The 19,253-nt window shown below is 67.4% G+C and carries 15 protein-coding genes; 13 read left to right on the forward strand and 2 right to left on the reverse strand.

The annotated features are described in order from the left end of the window. Positions 1-223 precede the first annotated feature (223 nt). The 6 genes from ACFTE1_RS01060 to ACFTE1_RS01085 all read left to right on the forward strand — a co-directional run bounded on the left by ACFTE1_RS01060 (position 224) and on the right by ACFTE1_RS01085 (position 6,672). Positions 224-1,480 (forward strand): trypsin-like serine peptidase, encoded by a 1,257-nt coding sequence (locus ACFTE1_RS01060; RefSeq protein ID WP_380619937.1) that lies wholly within the window; start codon positions 224-226, stop codon positions 1,478-1,480. Between the two features lie 1,158 nt (positions 1,481-2,638). Continuing rightward, complete coding sequence (locus ACFTE1_RS01065; protein ID WP_380619939.1) at positions 2,639-3,007, forward strand: hypothetical protein; 369 nt, start codon at positions 2,639-2,641, stop codon at positions 3,005-3,007. Between the two features lie 95 nt (positions 3,008-3,102). Then, on the forward strand, positions 3,103-3,576 hold the full coding sequence (locus ACFTE1_RS01070) for a hypothetical protein (protein WP_380619942.1): 474 nt from the start codon (positions 3,103-3,105) through the stop codon (positions 3,574-3,576). Positions 3,577-3,661: 85 nt separating this feature from the next. Beyond that, the gene (locus ACFTE1_RS01075) at positions 3,662-4,183 is read left to right on the forward strand and encodes a hypothetical protein (RefSeq protein WP_380619945.1); all 522 of its coding nucleotides are present in this window, start codon (positions 3,662-3,664) and stop codon (positions 4,181-4,183) included. Between the two features lie 613 nt (positions 4,184-4,796). Further along, entirely contained in the window at positions 4,797-6,164 is a 1,368-nt protein-coding gene (locus ACFTE1_RS01080) for an NCS2 family permease (RefSeq protein WP_380619947.1), read from the forward strand. Between the two features lie 34 nt (positions 6,165-6,198). Continuing rightward, complete coding sequence (locus tag ACFTE1_RS01085; RefSeq protein WP_380619950.1) at positions 6,199-6,672, forward strand: DUF6912 family protein; 474 nt, start codon at positions 6,199-6,201, stop codon at positions 6,670-6,672. A gap of 2 nt (positions 6,673-6,674) precedes the next feature. On the opposite strand, the gene ACFTE1_RS01090 is transcribed toward ACFTE1_RS01085, so the two are convergent. Further along, positions 6,675-7,550, reverse strand: coding sequence for a hypothetical protein (locus ACFTE1_RS01090; RefSeq protein WP_380619953.1), 876 nt, complete (start codon positions 7,548-7,550; stop codon positions 6,675-6,677). Between the two features lie 215 nt (positions 7,551-7,765). Between ACFTE1_RS01090 and pruA the strand changes: the two genes are divergently transcribed. Continuing rightward, positions 7,766-9,397, forward strand: coding sequence for an L-glutamate gamma-semialdehyde dehydrogenase (gene pruA, locus ACFTE1_RS01095; protein ID WP_380619955.1), 1,632 nt, complete (start codon positions 7,766-7,768; stop codon positions 9,395-9,397). A 53-nt stretch (positions 9,398-9,450) separates the two neighbouring features. On the opposite strand, the gene ACFTE1_RS01100 is transcribed toward pruA, so the two are convergent. Further along, on the reverse strand, positions 9,451-11,223 hold the full coding sequence (locus ACFTE1_RS01100; protein WP_380619957.1) for an ABC transporter substrate-binding protein: 1,773 nt from the start codon (positions 11,221-11,223) through the stop codon (positions 9,451-9,453). A 231-nt stretch (positions 11,224-11,454) separates the two neighbouring features. Here ACFTE1_RS01100 and ACFTE1_RS01105 point away from each other — a divergent pair, with 231 nt between their 5' ends. The 6 genes from ACFTE1_RS01105 (at position 11,455) to ACFTE1_RS01130 (ending at position 18,962) form a co-directional block, all read left to right on the forward strand. After that, a complete protein-coding gene (locus ACFTE1_RS01105; RefSeq protein WP_380619960.1) occupies positions 11,455-12,678 on the forward strand; it encodes an NADP-dependent isocitrate dehydrogenase in 1,224 nt (407 codons plus the stop codon). Between the two features lie 417 nt (positions 12,679-13,095). Continuing rightward, a complete protein-coding gene (locus ACFTE1_RS01110; protein WP_380619962.1) occupies positions 13,096-13,821 on the forward strand; it encodes a phosphocholine cytidylyltransferase family protein in 726 nt (241 codons plus the stop codon). After that, entirely contained in the window at positions 13,809-14,858 is a 1,050-nt protein-coding gene (locus ACFTE1_RS01115) for an iron-containing alcohol dehydrogenase family protein (protein WP_380619965.1), read from the forward strand. Before ACFTE1_RS01110 ends, ACFTE1_RS01115 begins: the two co-directional genes overlap by 13 nt. Next, on the forward strand, positions 14,845-15,831 hold the full coding sequence (locus ACFTE1_RS01120) for an ABC transporter permease (protein ID WP_380619967.1): 987 nt from the start codon (positions 14,845-14,847) through the stop codon (positions 15,829-15,831). Before ACFTE1_RS01115 ends, ACFTE1_RS01120 begins: the two co-directional genes overlap by 14 nt. Before the next feature lie 156 nt (positions 15,832-15,987). Next, entirely contained in the window at positions 15,988-18,321 is a 2,334-nt protein-coding gene (locus tag ACFTE1_RS01125) for an acyltransferase family protein (protein WP_380619969.1), read from the forward strand. Between the two features lie 35 nt (positions 18,322-18,356). Next, positions 18,357-18,962, forward strand: a complete 606-nt coding sequence (locus ACFTE1_RS01130) for a hypothetical protein (RefSeq protein ID WP_380619972.1) — start codon at positions 18,357-18,359, stop codon at positions 18,960-18,962. Positions 18,963-19,253: the final 291 nt, after the last annotated feature.

Consider the following 19,253-nt stretch of genomic DNA (forward strand, 5'->3'; position numbering starts at 1 on the left):
AGCGCCTGAGCTCCTTCCAGCGCCAACGCCGCGAGGCCCCTACCGCGGGCCGGCGACGACAGGTCTTCCCGCACAGCGGAGTGCGGGTGGAACAACGGGTGCGGACCGTGCCTCCCAGCTGCGTCCGCACCCGTTCGTCGCGGGTGAATGGCCGTTCGGCCTAGTAACCAATCGCTTCCCGAGTCGTTCTCCAATACAGCAACGACAAAGTGAAGGGGAGATCGTGGTCCACCCAGAGCCCTCGCACGGGCCCATCCGACGTCCGGCCCGCCGACGACGCCGCAAGATCACAGCGCTGACGGCCGCCGGCGCGGCCGCCGCGGCCGTAGCAGTCGCGGTCGTGCCCGACGCCATGGCCGACAGGCTGGACCTGCCCTTCGGGGACTCCCCCGGGGAAGAGGACTTCCTGCCCGTGGACGACGCCGTGAAATCCATAGTGGATATAGGTGAGCGGGTCGAGGTCTCCGAGTCCCTCGGCTACGACGACTACGAGGCCGGGAAGCGGACCCTGCGTTTCGCCAAAGAGGGCGCCTCCTATGTGAAGGTGCACTTCGACCGCCTCCTCCTCATGGACGGCGACAGCCTCACCGTCTCCAGCCCGGACGGCTCCGAGTCCCACACCTATGAGGACACCCTCCTCGACGACTGGGCCATGTCGGTCTCGGGAGACGAGGCCGTCCTCGAACTGTCGGTGTCGGAGAACAGGACCAGCTTCCCCGGCACCCTGGGCGCGGTGGTGGACGAGGTCGCCTACGGCCTCCGCGACGAGGTCGTGGACGCCGCCGTGCGCGACAGGGCCGACGGGGCGCGCGTCCCGGAGAGCAACTGCGGCTCAACGCAGCGGCGCCCGGTCCCCTGCTACGAGTCCGAGCACCCCGCCATGGTCGCGCAGGCCGAACCCGTGGCGCGCCTCCTGGTCGACGGCACGACCCTCTGCACGGCCTTCACCGTCAGCGAGAAGAACCGGCTGCTGACCAACAACCACTGCTTCACCCAGGACTGGGAGGCCAAGAGGACGGAGGTCTGGTTCGGCTACGGCTGCCGCTCCTGCCGGGACGAGACGCCGACGGATCCCGTGAAGGTCAGGGGGGACAGGGTCCTGAGGACCGACAAGTCCCACGACTACACCTTGTTCACTGTGGACAACTTTCGCGCGGTCCGCGGATTCGGGCACCTCGAACTGGCCGACCGCCGCGCGAAACGCGGCGACCAGCTCTACATCCCCCAGCATCCGGGCGGCCGCCCCAAGGAGATCGCCGTCGACCCCGGCGGCTCCTGCGAGGTGACCCGGGCGCGCATCGACGGCTATGTGGAGGGAACGGACATCGCCTACCACTGCGACACCGAGTTCGGCTCCTCCGGCTCTCCGGTGCTATCCCGAGACTCCCATGAAGTGGTGGCGCTGCACCACTTCGGCGGCTGCCCGAACTCCGGAGTCAGCGCCGACCTAGTCCGCAGGGACATAGCCGACCTCCTCTGAGGGGCCGGCGGGACAGGACGCTTCACAGGGCGCGCGGCACGGGCCGCGCGCCTTTCTCCATGTCCGGAAACGATTTCACCCTTGTGGGATACGCCATAATCTGTAGTCTCATCGTCGCCCTCCGCAATCGCGATTCCGATTAAAACGCCTGCTAGGCAAAGGGAAGTGGGCGAATAAAAGCAAGTTTCGGGTATTTGATGCCAAAAAATCCTATTTTGGCCGTATCCCCGGTTTCTCTCAGGTCGTTCTATTAGTGCAAGGGACGCAAGGCTCCCAGCGGCCAGGGCCCGCAAGGCCCACCGCGGAGTAGCGGCCCCTGCGGTTCGATGAGACATGAGTCGATGCGAAACCGGAGCGAACCCGCACAGCGGGACACCCGAGAAGGACCGGAGAGGAAAGGAGGGGCCATGACAGCCAACGGCGAACTAGTCGGACGGATCGCGGCCCAGCCCGTTCCCTCCTCCTCCCTTCAAGCTGATTCCGCGCCCCGCGACCGCGCCCCGGAAGGGCACGTGCCGCCTGGCGTGATCGGCGCGGACACACCGGATCTCCCTCGTCCCAGCGACAACCGTCCCCTGGCCGGGACGGCGGCTGCGCAAGACCGGCGCAGTCACGCGAAGACGCGGGCCCAGGATCCGGAACCGCGCCGTGTGTCTGGCCGTCGACGGGACGCGAATCCCGCCGGCGCGCGGCACGGGGCAGTGGAAACGTATCCGGAAGGGCGCCAACCCAGTGCCCGCGGCATCGGCTCCTCATCGTCGGACTACGACTTGGACGCCTCGATACCGGTCCGCCGACCGGGGGCAGAGACGTCTGCGCTGTCCGCCGACAGCGATTCCCAGGGTCACCCTCTCCCCGGCGCTCCGGGCAGCGAGTGGCAGGGAATGCAGGCGCGGACACGAGTCGCACCGCCGAGCGGCTCCGGAACCGGGACACCGGTCTCCGCGCCCGCAAAGCTCACCGCAGCCGCCCGCGCATGGGCGGGCCACCAGGCTCCCACTGGCAGGCGAACAGTCCTTTCCGGACTCCGCTCTGGCGCCTCAGAGGCGCAGCCCCGCATGCACGGCGGCCGAGCAGAAAAGTCGAGCGCGCTGCGCCGACGCAGTCAGTTACACGGTTCGAGCACCGCTCGAACGCCTTTAACACGAAGGAAACAACATGCGTAAAGTTCTTAGCACCGCTGCCATCGCCGCGGCCGGCCTCGCCACCGTCGGTGCCGCCCCCGCTCTCGCGCTGGGCAACTCCGGCGTCGACGCGGGCGAAGTGAGCCTGGCCAACGTCGACCTGTCCTCGGCCGCCCACTGGCAGATCTGCGGCATCAACGCGTTCGCCCAGTCCTACGGCCAGAACTGCGACAACCGCGACCACTTCGGCGAGGGCCCCCAGTCCGGCGTCGACGCCGGCTCGGTCTCGGTCGCCAACCTGGACGGCTCCTCTGCCGCCCACTGGCAGATCTGCGGCGGCAACCTGGCCACCAGCCCGTCGCTGGACCAGAACTGCGACAACCGCGACCACTTCACGCAGTAACGCGGAACTGAAGCTCAGGGCGGGGACCTGACGGTTCCCGCCCGGCACCACCATCCGCCCCGCGGGGCGGTACAGAAAAGGACGAAGAAGGAAACATGCGCAAAGTACTCTCCACTGCGGCAGTCGCCGCGGCCGGCCTCGCCACCGTCGGTGCCGCCCCCGCTCTCGCGCTGGGCAACTCCGGCGTCGACGCCGGAGAAGTCAGCCTGGTCAACGTCGACGCCTCCTCTGCCGCCCACTGGCAGATCTGCGGCGTGAACGCGTTCACCACGTCGTACGGCCAGAACTGCGACAACCGCGACCACTTCGGCGAGGGCCCGCAGTCCGGCGTCGACTCCGGAGACGTGTCGGCCGTGAACGTCGACGTCTCCGACGCCGCCCACTGGCAGATCTGCGGCATCAACGTCGCCACCAGCCCGTCGCTGGACCAGAACTGCGACAGCCGCGACCACTTCACCATGGACGAGGGCGGGAACGGCCCGGGCGACAAGCCCCTCACCGGACCGGCCTTCCAGGCCGCCGCCGACGGAGGCAACGCCATGGTCTCCGACATGGGCGACGTCCAGTAACAGGACCCAAGGGTGCCGGCCGGTGGCCGGCACCCTTCATTTTTCCGCTGACCCCCGCTGAATTCCCCGAGAGAAGAGAACGAAGATGAACAGAGGAATCAAAGTCGCCTCGACGGCGGCCGCGACCGTCGCCGGGACGCTGGCCCTCACCGCGGGCACGGCCATGGCCGCCGAGACGCCGGTCGAAGAGCACGGCCCCGGGCTCGTCAAGATCAAGCAGGACAAAGTAGACATCCCGAACTTCTGCGCCCTCCAAGACGTCGGCGCTCCGGTGAACCCCGACTGCTTCAGCGAGCGCTTCATGGGCGCCGAAATGGAGAAGCGCTACACAGCGGCCGAGAACGCGACCCCCAAGACGGGCGGCATGTCGCTCGTCAACGTTGACGCGCGCGACTTCTCCAAGGTCCAAGTCTGCGGCGTCGCCATCATGGGCAGCCCGGAGACCCCGCAGGACTGCGACAACTCGATCCCGCCCCGCGAGGACCCCGTCGGCCCCGAGGACAACGAGATCGCGCTGGCGAAGGTCGACCTGACCGGAGCCTTCGCCTGGAACGTCTGCGGCGTCACCGCCTTCCAGGCCGGCGACCCGACGACCTGCAAGAACTGAGAACTTTCCCTTCCTACCCGAGGCCGGGCTGTCCCATCAGCCCGGCCTTTTCTTTATGCTGACCGCTCAGCCGCGCCCAGCCACACCATCTCGCGACCTTCTGCCGTCCGGACGTGTTGGGGGTGACTGACCGCTCAGCCGCGCCCAGCCACACCATCTCGCGACCTTCAGCCGTTCGGATGTGCCGCACGCACGCCTCGAACGGCTGAAGCCCACGATCTGGCGCACCTGGACACGCCTGAGCTCCTTTCCATGTGGGGAACCAGATGAATGGGAAGGGTGGAACAGAGTGGGGGAGTACCGGGCCGATTTGGGATCGGATCCGGATGCGTTTCCTTTGCAACCTCCTCCGTCCCGGGGGCGTGTTATCGACGTAGACCTCACCGGTGCAGGCCACCGAGGGTCAGGGTCCGGACGACCTCCTGCCGCCGCGACCCGCCCGAGGGCGCGGGTTCCACTCTCTCTCCCTGAACCCGCGCCCTCTCTCACGCCCGCCCCGGGCCGGGGGCGAAGGCGTTTCCTCTTCGGTAAACTGCTCTACGGTTCAGCGACGTTGCTTTAGTCTGTCCCCAGCGCCTGCTGCCCGGCGCGCGCAATCTACGGAGACGCCCACATGGCCGACAACGCCGCAACCGGAGAGAAGGAGAGGAAGCCCTTCCTCGACCGGTTCTTCGGACTCAGCGAGAACAAGACCAACGCCGGACGCGAGATCCTGGCCGGAACGACGACGTTCCTCGCCATGGCCTACGTGCTGGCGGTCAACCCCATCATCCTGGGCGACCAAGGCGACCTGGGCGAACTCGGCATGCCCATGCAGGCCGTCTTCACCGCCACCGCCGTGGCCGCCGTGGTCGGCACCCTCGTCATGGGGCTGTGGGCCAAATACCCGATCGCGCTGGCGCCCGGCATGGGCCTCAACGCGTTCTTCGCGTACACCGTGGTCCTCACCATGGGGATCCCGTGGGAGGTGGCCCTGACGGGAACGCTCCTTTCGGGCGTCGTCTTCTTCGTGCTGGCGGTGACGGGGATCCGCGAGTACATCGTGAACGCGATCCCGATGCAGATGAAGCTCGCCGTGGGAGCGGGCGTCGGCATGTTCATCGCCTTCATCGGAATGAAGAACGCGGGGATCGTGGTGGCCGACGACGCCACCTTCGTGGCCCTCGGCGACTTCAGGGAGCCCACCACGCTGCTGGCCCTGTTCGGGCTCCTCATCACCGTGGTCTTCCTCGTTCTGGGCTGGAAGGGCGGAGTGCTCTACGGCATCGCCATCACCGCGATCGTGGGAATGGCGACCGGCGTCGTCGGCCTCCCCGGCGGATTCCTCGCCCTGCCCGGAGGACTGGACCAGACGTTCGGCCAGGCGGTCATCCACCTGCCCGAGGCCTTCACGTCGCAGATGATCATCGTGGTGCTGACGATGCTGTTCGTCGACTTCTTCGACACGTCGGGCACGCTCATCGCGGTGGCCAACCAGGCCGACCTGCTGGACAAGCAGGGCCGCCTGCCCCGCGCCGGGCGGGCGATGGGCTCGGACTCGGTCGCGACCATGGCCGGAGCCATCATCGGCACGTCGACGACGACGGCCTACGTGGAGTCCACGGCCGGCGTGGCGGCGGGAGGCCGGACGGGCCTGACCGCGGTGTCCACGGCCGGCTGGTTCGCGATAGCGGCCTTCTTCTACCCGGTCTTCGAGGTCATCGCGGGCGCCGGAGAGGTCACCGCCCCGGCCTTGATCGTGGTGGGCATCCTCATGGCCCGGTCGATGGGCAACATCGAGTGGGAGCACCTGGAGTACGCGGTGCCGGCGTTCCTGACCGTCATCGCCATGCCGCTGACCTACTCGATCTCCAACGGCATCGCCCTGGGCCTGCTGTTCTACCCCGTCGTCATGATCGCCAAGGGGCGGTGGAGAGAGGTCCACTTCGTCACCTACATCCTGGCGGTCCTGTTCCTGGGTTACTTCGCGTTCCTGCATTAGCGCGGGCGGCCCGGGCTCACTTTAGAATGGGCGCATGTCGAGAATCTATGTGCCCGCCGACGCCGCGTTCCTGGAGAAGCTGAAGGAGGCCGGCTCCGTCGCCCTGGAGGAGCCGGTCTACCTCGTGACCGAGGCTCTGCGGGAGGCGTTCCCCGACGCGGACGGGGAGGACCTGGAGTACACCGCGTTCGCCGAGGCGGCGGGCGTCTCCGCCGGGATGGCGACGGCCGAGAGGCCGCGGAGGGTCGTGGTGAGCGCCGACCTGCCCGACAAGTTCCTGGAGGAGATCCCCGGGACCGCCGCCGCGGAGGCGAGCGGATCGGTGAAGCTCGCCAAGGTCGCGGCGATCCACGTGGACGACGACGAGGCGGCCGGCGCGGTCAAGGAGGGCATAGAGAAAGGCTCCCTCGACCCGGAGGGCCTCGAGAGCCTCGTGATGGACTGGTACCACCCGTCGGAGCTGGACTCCGTGCTGGAGATCTTCGCGCTGGGGATCAGCAGGCCGTAGGGTCACCCCTCGGCGGCGGCCTTCCCCCGGGGGATCAGCAGTCCGTAGGCCAGCAGCGTCGTGACGGCGGCGGTGAACAGCACCGTCATGGCCCCGTTGTAGGCGCCGGTGGAGGTTATGGAGAGGTTCGCCGCGTCGAGCGGGTTGAGGCCTCCCTGGAGCTGCCCGGTCAGGGGGCCGATGCTGATCTGGAAGACGACGGAAGCCACGATCCACAGGACTCCGGGGAAGGCCGCGGCGTAGACGTAGCCGTACAGGGTCGTCTGCGGCTGCACCTTGCGGAGGTAGAGGAACACGGCGATTCCGATGACCAGGCCGATGATCAGGGGCATCCACATGCTCCAGGCCCGGAGGTTGTCCAGGGGGTTGTCGAAGAACCGCGCGGTCATGGGGCGCAGGAAGCCCTGCAGCAGGATCATGGTCGCGAGGATCGCCATGGCGAGCATGGCGGCGCGGATCTTGACGGTGTTCTCCGGGAACACCAGCAGCCCGCCGGCGAGGGAGCAGGCCAGGAGCAGCGCCCCGAGGATCGTGGAGATCGCGGGGTCGGCGGCGAAGTACGCGAAGGCGGCCACCCAGCAGAGGATGCCGACGAGCAGGCCGCCGATCAGCAGCGACAGGAGGCGCGGGCCGTTCCATCCGCGGATGAGGAACGCCGTGGCCGCGCCGGCCCAGGTCGCGGCGAGCATGGGCGCCAGGAGGTTGGTGACGAGCAGGACGATGCCCGTGTCGTCGAGCCGGCCGTCCATCGACAGGGTATTCCCCGTCGCCACGAGGGTCCAGATCAGCCAGGCCCAGGCCGCGATGAAGAGTACCGTCGCGGTGGGCGAGAACTTGGCGGCAGCCGCGGGTCTGCCGGGCGCGAGTGTGTCCGTCACACTCCCCACCATACGGACCAGCGGATTAGAGGTTCTTCAACGTGCCGGGCCAGTGTTGTACAGGTCTAAGCGAGGTGCTGGCGCGACCGGAGCCGACGCGATAGATTCGGGGGAGAGGGGCCTTTGGATCGTTACACGATCGTTATGACGATCCGTTACTCTACGATTCAAAGGTATAAACCGCAAAGATGCTTTGAAATCGACGGGAGATTTTGATGGACGCCTTGTTTACTGTCCCTACTCCGCAGAACGAGCCGGTGAAGGGATATGCCCCGGGGACCCCGGAGCGGGCGAGCCTCCAGGCCAAGCTTACCGAGCTTCAGGCCAAGGAGCACGACCTTGACATGTACATCTCAGGTGAGTGGCGTCGCGGCAACGGCGAGGCCATCAAGGTCGTGCAGCCCCACAAGCACTCCCACGTGCTGGGCGTCACGCACGCGGCCACGGGCGCGCAGGCCGCCGAGGCCGTCGCCGCCGCCAAGGCCGCCAAGCGCGAGTGGGCGTCGATGGACTTCGCCGACCGCGCCGCGATCTTCCTGCGCGCCGCCGAGCTGATCGCCGGACCGTACCGCGACACCCTCAACGGCGCCACGATGCTCGGCCAGTCCAAGACCGCCGCCCAGACCGAGATCGACGCGGCCTGCGAGCTGATCGACTTCCTGCGCTTCAACGTCCACTTCGCCGAGCAGATCTACGCCAAGCAGGCCCAGTCCTCCGCCGGCCTGTGGAACCGCACGGACCACCGTCCGCTGGACGGCTTCGTCTACGCGATCACGCCGTTCAACTTCACCGCCATCGCCGGCAACCTGCCGACGGCCCCGGCGCTGATGGGCAACACCGTCGTCTGGAAGCCCGCCACCACGCAGCAGTTCGCGGCGAACTTCCTGGTCCAGATCCTCGAGGAGGCCGGACTCCCCGGCGGCGTCATCAACATGGTGACCGGTCCCGGACCGGAGATCTCCGACGTCGTCATGGCCGACCCGGACCTGGCCGGTATCCACTTCACCGGATCCACCCGCGTCTTCCAGAGCCTGTGGAAGCACGTCGGCGAGAACATCTCCAGCTACCGCTCCTACCCGCGCCTGGTGGGCGAGACCGGCGGCAAGGACTTCATCATCGCGCACCCGAGCGCGAACATCGACCAGCTGGCCGTCGCCATGACCCGCGGCGCCTTCGAGTACCAGGGCCAGAAGTGCTCCGCGGTCTCCCGCACCTACATGCCGCGCAGCCTGTGGGAGGGCGGCCTGAAGGACCAGGTCCTCGACATCACCTCGCAGATCAAGTACGGCGACGTCACCGACTTCGACCACTTCGGCGGCGCGGTCATCGACGAGCGGGCCTACGCCAAGCACACGGCCCTGTTCAAGCGCGTGGCCGACGACAAGGAGGCCACGGTCATCGCGGGCGGCACCGCGGACGACTCGGTGGGCTACTTCGTGCAGCCGACCATCATCGAGGCGACCAACCCGGAGCACGAGGTCTTCACGGACGAGTACTTCGGCCCGATCACGAGCGTCTACGTCTTCGACGACAGCGACTTCGACTCGGTGGTCCGCCAGGCCGCCGACGTTGCCCCGTACGCCCTGACCGGCGGCATCTTCGCCAACGACCGCGCGGCCATCGCGCGCGCCTCGGAGGAGCTGCGCTTCGCGGCGGGCAACTACTACATCAACGACAAGCCCACCGGCGCCGTGGTGGGACAGCAGCCGTTCGGCGGCAGCCGCGGCTCGGGCACCAACGACAAGGCCGGTTCCTGGCAGAACCTGGTCCGCTGGATCAGCCCGCGCTCGATCAAGGAGAACTTCGTTCCCCCGGTCGACTGGAAGTACCCGCACATGGGCGCCTAAGGCGTCATCGGCGCGAAGGGGGCGGAGAGGCGACTCTCCGCCCCCTTCGCCGTCTACGCGGGGCCGATGTCGCCCTGCAGCATGCGGAGCATGACCGGGTTGTCGGTGTAGATGTCGTTGGCCGCGTACTCGCCGGTGTCGAGGGTGTTGGCCCGGAGGTCCTCGATCCCGTAGGTCACGCGGTTCATGAGCACGAGGGGGAGGCGGGGGAGGGTCTCGTGGAAGATCCTCCCGAGCTCCTTGTTGGCCTCGACGCGCTCCTCCTCGGAGCCCTTGCGGGCCTTCTCGTAGAGGCCGTCGATCTCGACGGTGCCCATCGTGTCGGTCTCGACTTCGGTGGTGTCGTAGTCCATGCCGGGGCTGGCGTCGGTGCGCTCGTTGTCGGTGAACCAGGTCATCGCCCACGAGCCGTAGTGGTAGGGGACGGTCGGGTTGCCCCAGTGGCGCACCGCGATCTGGAAGTCCCCGGCGTTCCACACGCCCCAGGGGTTGCCGCCGTCGATGGCCTCGTACTCGCAGCGGATGCCGAAGGTGCTCAGCTGGTCGGCCACCTGCTTCCCGACGGCCTCGAAGTCCGACCAGCCGGCGGGGGCGACGACGGTGTAGGAGACCGGCTCGCCCGAGTCGTCCTTCCAGCCGTCGGGGGACAGGCTCCAGCCGATCTCCTCGAGGAGCTCCCGGGCCTTGCCCTGGTCGGTGTCGTAGCGGGGCATCTCCGCCAGCTCCTCGGTGGAGTAGATCTCCTCGGCGTGGCGGTCGGGCAGGCCGCAGTCGTAGTGCGGCAGCGAGAAGCCGCCGCCGCCCAGGGCGTCCTCGCCGATGTACTCGCGGTCGAGGACGTGCAGGAGGGCCTTGCGCAGGCGGACGTCGTCGAAGGCCGGGTCGTCGCCGTAGTTGAACATGAGGCCTACGCCGTCGTTGCCGGGCGTGTTGGTCTCGGTGATGCCCTCCACCTCGTAGAGGATGTCGCGCTTGGCGGAGTCGAGGACCTGGGTCATGTAGTCGATCTCCTGCTGCAGGAGCAGGCGGGTGGCCTCGGAGTTGTCGGCGTTGACCGCCCGGCACCGGGCGAACCCGACCCGGTCGGAGAAGAGCCCGCCGTCGTTGAGGACGAGGTCGACGTCCTCTTCGGACGCGGCGTCGAGTTTGTAGGGGCCGTAGGCCAGGAAGTCCTCCTGGGGCGGGGCGAGGGCCGTCAGCTCCTCGTCGAAGGCCACCTGCTCGTCGTCGCCGTGCTCGACGCCGTCCTCGAGCAGCGCGGCGGCCCGGTCCATCCACTCGTGGTAGACGGCGTAGGGGCTCACCCGGCTGCGGAGGATCTCCGTCTCCACTCCGTAGTAGGTCTGGTGGAAGGTCACCGCGACCTCGGTCTCGGAGAGGGCCTCCACCTTCTTGACGTCCGACCATCCCGGCGTGTTGGCGTCGGCGTTGATCCGCTCGACCTGGAAGGTGCCGAGGACGTCCTTGGCGCTCAGCCGGTCGCCCGAGGACCAGTTGACGCCGGAGCGCAGGGCGAGGTGGAGCGTGTCGCCGTCCCAGGCGTGGTCCTCGATGACGAGGCCCGTCCACTGGTAGGTCTCCCAGTTGAGCATGGCGAGGGAGGGGCGCAGGAGCTCGGTGACGGCGGCCTGGTCGAGGAAGGCGTCCTTGCCTAGGAAGGTGTTGTAGGAGGCGTCCTCGTACGAGTAGGGGTACGCGTAGATGAAGGTGTCGCTCTTGGGGCCCTGCCGCTCGTCGTCGCAGGCGGCCAGAGTCGCTCCCAGGGCGGCGAGGCCCGCCGCCTGGAACACGGAGCGACGGCGGAACCCGGTGGGGTCGGCTGTCATCGGGGCTGTTTCCTTTCCGGGGTGGGAAGCTTCCGGCCGGACGGTAGGGACCGTCCGTGGGAATGAGTACTCGGTTGCGGGTTGCGCAGCCGCGATATTTCTGTAAGTAAAGTTGCATAAACTTTCTGTCAGTCTACCTGTGTGGTGACCGTTATCTCCAACTGCCCGCCGACCGAAGGCCCGCCGCCCCCAGTACGCTTGTACTGTTAAACATTGAAGGAGGCACCCGCAATGTCCAAGATCAAAGTGCAGGGCCCTGTCGTCGAACTCGACGGCGACGAGATGACCCGCATCATCTGGAAGAAGATCAAAGACGAGCTCATCCACCCCTACCTCGACGTGGATCTGCGCTACTACGACCTTTCCGTCCAGAACCGCGACGCGACCGACGACCAGGTCACCGTCGACGCCGCCAACGCCATCAACGAGCACAACGTCGGCGTCAAATGCGCGACCATCACGCCCGACGAGGCCCGCGTCGAAGAGTTCGGCCTCAAGAAGATGTGGCGCAGCCCCAACGGCACCATCCGCAACATCCTCGGCGGCGTCGTCTTCCGCGAGCCCATCATCATGAACAACGTGCCGCGCCTGGTACCGGGCTGGACCCAGCCGATCATCATCGGCCGCCACGCCCACGGCGACCAGTACAAGGCCACCGACTTCAAGGTCGACCGCCCCGGCACGCTGACGGTCACCTTCACTCCCGACGACGGCTCCGAGCCCATCGAGATGCAGGCCGCCCAGTATCCGGAGGGCGGCGGCGTGGCCATGGCCATGTACAACTACAAGAAGTCCATCGAGGACTTCGCCCGCGCCTCGTTCCGCTACGGACTGGCCCGGAACTACCCGGTGTACATGTCCACCAAGAACACCATCCTCAAGGCCTACGACGGCATGTTCAAGGACGTCTTCCAGGAAGTCTTCGACGCCGAGTTCAAGGACCAGTTCGAGGCCGCCGGCCTCACCTACGAGCACCGCCTCATCGACGACATGGTCGCCGCGGCGCTCAAGTGGGAGGGCGGCTACGTCTGGGCCTGCAAGAACTACGACGGCGACGTCCAGTCCGACACCGTCGCCCAGGGCTTCGGCTCCCTCGGCCTCATGACCTCCGTGCTCATGACCCCCGACGGCAAGACCGTCGAGGCCGAGGCCGCCCACGGCACCGTCACCCGCCACTACCGCCAGTGGCAGAAGGGCGAGAAGACCTCGACCAACCCGATCGCCTCCATCTTCGCCTGGACCCGCGGCCTGGCCCACCGCGGCAAGCTCGACAACACGCCCGCCGTGACCGAGTTCGCCGCCGACCTGGAGAAGACCGTCATCGACACCGTCCAGGGCGGCCAGATGACCAAGGACCTGGCCCTGCTCGTGGGCGGCGACCAGGAGTGGCTCACCACCGACGAGTTCATGGACGCCCTGTCCGAGAACCTCTCCAAGGCCCAGAGCGCGAAGTAAGAGTCACTTTTCGGGCCCGGGCTCGTTATAACTAGTGCGGCGGTGGTCCAACACCGCCGTCCCTTCCCAAGGGAGGTCCCCTCCGGGGGGCCTCCTCTTTTGCGTGGTCGGTGTCCGCTCAGCCCCGTCCCAGGCACGTGCGTCGGCGGAGCCGACCGGGAAGCGCAGTTCGCACCGATCCCGAGGCCCGATGGGCGGAAGCCCTATCGGACCTCACGATCAGCACGATCTAACGCACCTGGCAGAGCCTGCAGGCTGCCTCCGGCAGCGGCCTGAGCTCCTTCCAGCGCTAACGCCGCGACGCTCCGCGTGCGGCTCAATCCGAGACCCGGCCATCACCGGAACGTGTGACGCGGGCCGGGCCGGGACAGCCGGGTAAGCTGGTCGACGGACGTATCCGACCCAGAAAGGCGCACCGTGAGAGGCATCATACTGGCCGCCGGCCAAGGACAGCGGCTCCGGCCCGACACCGACACCATCCCCAAGACGCTTCTCCCTCTCACCGGCGACGACAGCATCCTCGACACCATCCTCGCCGGACTCGTGGCCGTCGGCATCGACGACATCGCCATCACCGTGGGACACGCCGCCGAGGCCATCCGCGAGCGCCGCGAAGCCCTCCAGGAGCGCCACGGAGCGACGATCACCCTCGTCGACAACGACAGGCCCGACTGGAACAACGCCTACTCCCTCTACACCGCCCGCGAGCACTACCGCCACGGCGCCGTCGTCGTCAACGGCGACACCTTCCACCCCCACAGCGTCGAACGGCGCCTCCTCGACGTCGACGAGGGCGACAGGCTCCTCCTCGCCCTGGACGACTTCCACCCGCTCACCGACGAGGACATGAAGGTCCGCGTCGCCGACGGGCGCGTCGACCTCATCACCAAGAAGCAACCGGCCGACGCCGCCGCGGGCGAGTACATCGGCGTGAGCCTCATCCCCGCCGCGCTCGCCGACGAACTGACCGCCGCCCTCGAGCGGACCTTCAAGGGCGACCCCGACCTGTACTACGAGGACGGCTACCAGCTGCTCGCCGAACAGGGCCTGGTCTCGGCCGTCTCGATCGGCGAGGTCGAGTGGACCGAGGTCGACGACCACGCCGACCTGGAACTGGCGCGGGAACTGGCATGCCGCTCCTAGCGCGCACCGTCCTCGCGCCCCTGGCCGTCGAGGTGCGGTCCGACGCGCTGGCCCACCTGCCGCACCTGCTGCAGGAGACGAACATCGCCCCGACCGGCAAGGTCGCCGTCGTGGTCGGCTCCACGGGGCAGTCGCTGGTCCCGTCGCTGGAGCTTCCCTCGGCGACCTTCCACACCGTCCCCGCCGGGAGCCTGGGCGACGCGCGGAACCTCGCCGCGCGGCTCAAGTCCGTCGACAAGGACGCCATCGTCGCCATCGGCGGCGGCCGGCTGATCGACACCGCCAAGTACGCCGCGACCGAGCTCGGCGTCCCCCTCGTGGTGGTGGCCACATCCCTGGCCCACGACGGACTGGCCTCTCCGGTCGCGAGCCTGCTCAACGACAACGGCGCCTCGACTTCATACGGTGTTCACATGCCGTTGGCCGTCCTGGTCGACCTCACCATGGTTCTGCAGGCCCCGGCCGTGCAACGGCGCAGCGGCATCGGCGACGCCCTGACGAACCTCTCGGCCGTCGCCGACTGGCAGCTGTCGCACCGGGTCACCGGAGAGCGCTTCGACGGCCTCTCCGCCTCCATCGCCCACACCGGTGCCGAAGCGGTGTTGCGCCACCCCGGCACCATCGATGACGAGGCGTTTCTCTCGACTCTGGCGGCCGCGCTGATCCAGGGCGGGACCGCCATGGCCATGGCCGGTTCCTCGCGGCCGTGCTCGGGCGGGTGCCACGAGATCGCCCACGCCGTCGACTCCCTCTTCCCCGGACACGGGAGCCATGGTGAACAGGGCGCGTTGGGGGCGTTGTATTGTACTTGGGTACGCGGGGACACGGGGCTCTGGCGCGACCTCGCAGCGGCGTACCGGCGGCACGGCCTCCCCACCGTGCCACAGGATCTGGACTTGACTGTCGACCAGTTCACGAACGCCGTCGCGCACGCCCCGGCGACCAGGCCGGGCCGTTATACGATTCTGGAGCACCGTGAGCTGGACACCGCTGAGATACGCCATCACTTGGACGGGATGATCAATGAGCTCGGATAATCCGACACCTACTCCGGGCGGCCCCACGCGCAGGCCGTCGCTCGACGAGACCGGGGAGCTGCCCCGGTTCCTCGACTCCGCGACCTCCGACGAGCCCATCGGAAACGTCAAGCCGGAGGGGGACCTGGCGGGACGGCGCTTCCCCCTGACCACGGGTTTCTCGGCGCTCGTGCGGAACCGCCACGCCCTGTCCACTCTGATCCGACGCGACCTCGCGGTGAAGTACCAGGCGACCGTCATGGGGTACTTCTGGTCTCTGCTGGAGCCCCTGGGCATGGCGTTCATCTACTTCTTCGTCTTTGGCATCGTCATGGGCGCCAACGATAAAGACGTCGTGCCGGGATCGGATGCCAGCTTCGTCCTGTACATCGTCTCCGGCGTCTTCGTCTGGCAGTGGTTCAGCGCGGCGGTCACCCAGGCGGCCAACTCCCTCGGCGGCCAGTCGGCCCTCATCACGGTAATGAAGGTGCCCCGCGAGGTCTTCCCCATCTCCGTGGTCTTCGCCCGCTTCGCGGAGTACCTCGCCGGTTTCCCGATCATCATCATCATCGCCGCGACCTTCGGGCACGGGGTCTTCGGCTGGAACCTCCTGTGGATTCTCCCCGCCATCCTGCTCCAGGCGATGACCCTCGTCGGCATCGGCTTCATGCTGGCGGCCGGCAACGTTCTGGTCCGCGACATCCAGCGCTTCCTGCCGCTGGTCATGCGCATGCTGTTCTACGGCTCGGCCATCCTCTTCACCATGGACAGGGTCTCCGACTCTGGGCTCGGTCAGAAGCTGCCGTGGGTCACCTACCTCTACGAGCACAACCCACTGGTGGTCCTCTTCCAGATGCACCGCGCCGTCTGGATCCCCGGGCTCGCGCCCGACCAGGTCGGCATCATGTCGGCGACGTTCTTCGCGGTCATCATGATGTTCCTGGGACGCTGGGTGTTCTACAAGCTCGAACCCCGCGTACTCAAGGCGCTCTGATATATCGTTCGCTTGCGGCCCAGTCGGAATCGGCTGGGCCGCATTCTCTGTCTCCCCTTGGGTCGGAGCGGTCGGCTCTGGATACCATGGAAAACGACGATACGGCGTCGCACGGACTCGTCACGTTCCCCGTCTTCCGTTCGGAGAGTAATACGCATGACCTCCTCGCAACCGCCACGCCCTGACGGCGCGCCGCACCCCGCCGCGCCGGACCTCATCCAGGACGAGACGGCCGCACTCCCCACCGTGGGCGGCGAAGGGCAGGAGCACCGCGACACATATCGTCTGGTGCCGAAGAGCAAGCCCCGCAAACCCTCCCCACAGCCGGCGCCCCACGCGGCCCCCGGCTCGGCGACGACGTTCCGCCCCCCGGGGACCGGCGGAGGCTTCCAACCGGCCGAACCTCAGCCCCCGTCCCCCGCCCGCACCGCGACCGCCGCGAAACCGGCCTCCAACGGCTTCCGCCCCGACATCCAGGGGCTGCGCGCGGTGGCCGTCCTGCTCGTCCTGCTGTCGCACGCGACCATCCCGTTCATGGACGGCGGCTTCGTAGGCGTCGACGTCTTCTTCGTCATCTCCGGATTCCTCATCACCTCTCTCCTGGTCAAGGAGTTCGGCTCCACCGGCGGCGTCTCCCTGGCCGGCTTCTTCGCCCGCCGCGCCCGCCGCATCCTCCCGGCCGGCACCGCGGTACTCATAGCGACGCTCCTGGCCGCCTGGGCTTGGTACCCGGTCACCCGCATGAGCACCGTCCTGCAGGACGCCTTCTTCTCGGCCGTCTTCTCGGTCAATTTCAGCCTCGCGATCCAGGGCACCGACTACCTGAGCAGCGACGTCATCCCCTCCCCCTTCCAGCAGTACTGGTCCCTCGCCGTGGAGGAGCAGTTCTACCTCGTCTGGCCCCTGCTCCTGATCGGCGCGATAGCCCTCGGGCGTAGGAAGGGCGCCGCCGTGGTCCGCTGGGCCGCGATCCTCATGGGGGTCATCGTGGCGGCCTCCTTCATCCTGTCGCTCATCGTCACAGCGGACTCCCCGCCCATCGCCTACTTCGTGACCTACACGCGCGTCTGGGAACTCGGCCTTGGCGCCCTCTTCGCGCTCGGCATCCCGCTGTGGAGGAGGATCCCCGAGTGGGCAGCCCACGTGCTCGGCGTCGGAGGGCTGGCGGCCATCGTGCTCTCGGCCCTCCTGTACGACAGCGACACCCTGTTCCCCGGATACGCCGCACTCCTACCGGTCCTAGGCTCGGCGGCGGTCCTCCTCGCTGGAACGGCCTCCCGCGGACACGCGGCCTACCCGCTGCTGAACAACGCGCCCATGCGTTTCCTGGGAGACATCTCGTACAGCCTCTACCTGTGGCACTGGCCGATCATCATGATCGTGCCGCTGGCCATCGATGTGGAGCTCAATCCATGGCTGGGAAGCCTTCTCGGGCTCGTCTCGGTCGGCGTGGCCTACCTGTCGTACCGCTTCATCGAGAATCCGCTGCGGCACGTGGGCGCCCGCAAGCCCAAGCGGATCGCCAACTACTGGGGATTCGGCGTGGGGCTCACCTCGGTCGCCTTCTCGGTGGCCGTGATCCTCACGGCGATCCTGCTGCAACCGACCCCGAAGACGGTCGACCTGGAGAGCGTCCAGGTCGAGACCGCCGAGGAGGAGTCGGAGTCCCGGACACGCCTGGAAGAGGCCGCGGAGATCACCCGTGTGCCCGACGAACTCCTACCGCCGCTGCACCAGGTTCAGAAGGACCAGCCGACCACGTACGACAACAAATGCCATGTCGACATCCCGGACACGGCCCTGCCCGACGGGTGCGTCTTCGGCGCGCCGGACGGCGGCGAAACGGTGTTCCTGGTGGGCGACTCACATGCCGCCCAGTGGTTCCCGGCGTTGGAGACGATCGCCGAAGAGAACGGATGGCGCCTGGTCAGCCGAACCAAGAGCGCCTGCACTCCCGTCGACATCACCGTGCACAACGATGACGTCGGCGGAGCCTACCGGCAGTGCGACGAGTGGAGGAACGCCGTCTTCCAGGAGATCGAGCGGGAGAAGCCGGACAGGGTGATCCTCAGTTCGGAAGAGGCCGTGGTGTACGCGAACGGGTCGAACTCCGACGCCTCGATCTGGACGGAGGGCTGGACCCGCACCATGGAGCAGCTCCTCGCCGCCGACACGGAGATCACGGTGATATCGGATACGCCGCGTCCCGGCTACAACGTGGCCGAATGCGTGGCGCGAAAGGAGAACGACGTTCAGGCGTGCTCCTTCGAGCGGACCGCTGCAGTGTCGAAGCCGGAACGGCGCGAGGGTGGCATCGCAGTGCAAGAGGCCTACCAGGCTCATATCATCGATCCCACCGACTGGATCTGCTATGAGGAGTACTGCCCGCCCATCGTCGACAACCTGCTGACCTACCGCGACTCCCACCACCTGAGCACGCCATATGTGCGGTCGCTGACCGCACTGCTGGGCGAGGCTCTAGTAAACTGAGTATCGGATCCCGTACAACCCCGTCAGGAGCAATGGTGAAACGACTCGCTTTCCTCGTCACCCCCCTGTTGCTGCTCGCCGCCTGCGGAAACGGCGACGGCGACAAAGATGACAGCAACCAGGACCCCTCGGAGGACTCGTCGTCCGAAGCGGCTCCGGTCTACGAGATCCTGCCGGTGTCCGCCGAGGCGCCGGCCGGCTTCGTCGAGGCGGAGGGCGCTGAGCCCGACTTCCCGTACTACGAGGAGTCCGCCACCCAGCGTTTCGAGGTCGCCGGAGGCAAGGGCGAGGACCGCCTTGAGATCTCATCCTTCGTCCTTCCGGAAGGCACGGACACCTCGACCATCGCCCTGCAGAGGGAACTGGCCACGAGCCTCACCGACGGAGGCAACGGCTTCACCTACACGTCCGCCGCGGACGGGGCACTGGTCAACGGCAAGCACGGAATCTACCGGTTCGGGCGCTCCGGCGATGGCGACGACCAGCTGAAGCAGCGTGAGTACTTCATCTTCTCCGAGACGCAGATGGTCTACGCCTCCTGCCAGTGGAAGGACAACTACGAGCAGGTCGAGCGCGCCTGTCCGGAACTGCTGGCGGGCATCGAGTTCGGCGGCGAGTGGAACGACCCGCTGCAGGCGTAGGAGAGCCTTCGCGGCCAGGACGGGCTCGCGCCTGAATAGCAGTGTCGGACATCATACGGTTAGAATAGGTGGTGAAAGCCGTACCGGTCGTCGCCTGGGTCACCAGCGCGACCTTTCGGCTTTCATGTGCCTGTTCTGTCGGATTTCTCCGTTATGCGGCGGCCGTATACCCTCGTTCAGCCCGATTTCGCGAACGGCCCTCCAGGAGAACGGCGGACGAATCCCTTGACCCCGGAGGAGCCGAAATTGCCCGCTCGCGCTAAACGCCGTCTTGTCATGATGGTCGCCAAT

The sequence above is a fragment of the Salininema proteolyticum genome (assembly GCF_042685645.1).
Lineage (GTDB): Bacteria > Actinomycetota > Actinomycetes > Mycobacteriales > Micromonosporaceae > Salininema > Salininema proteolyticum.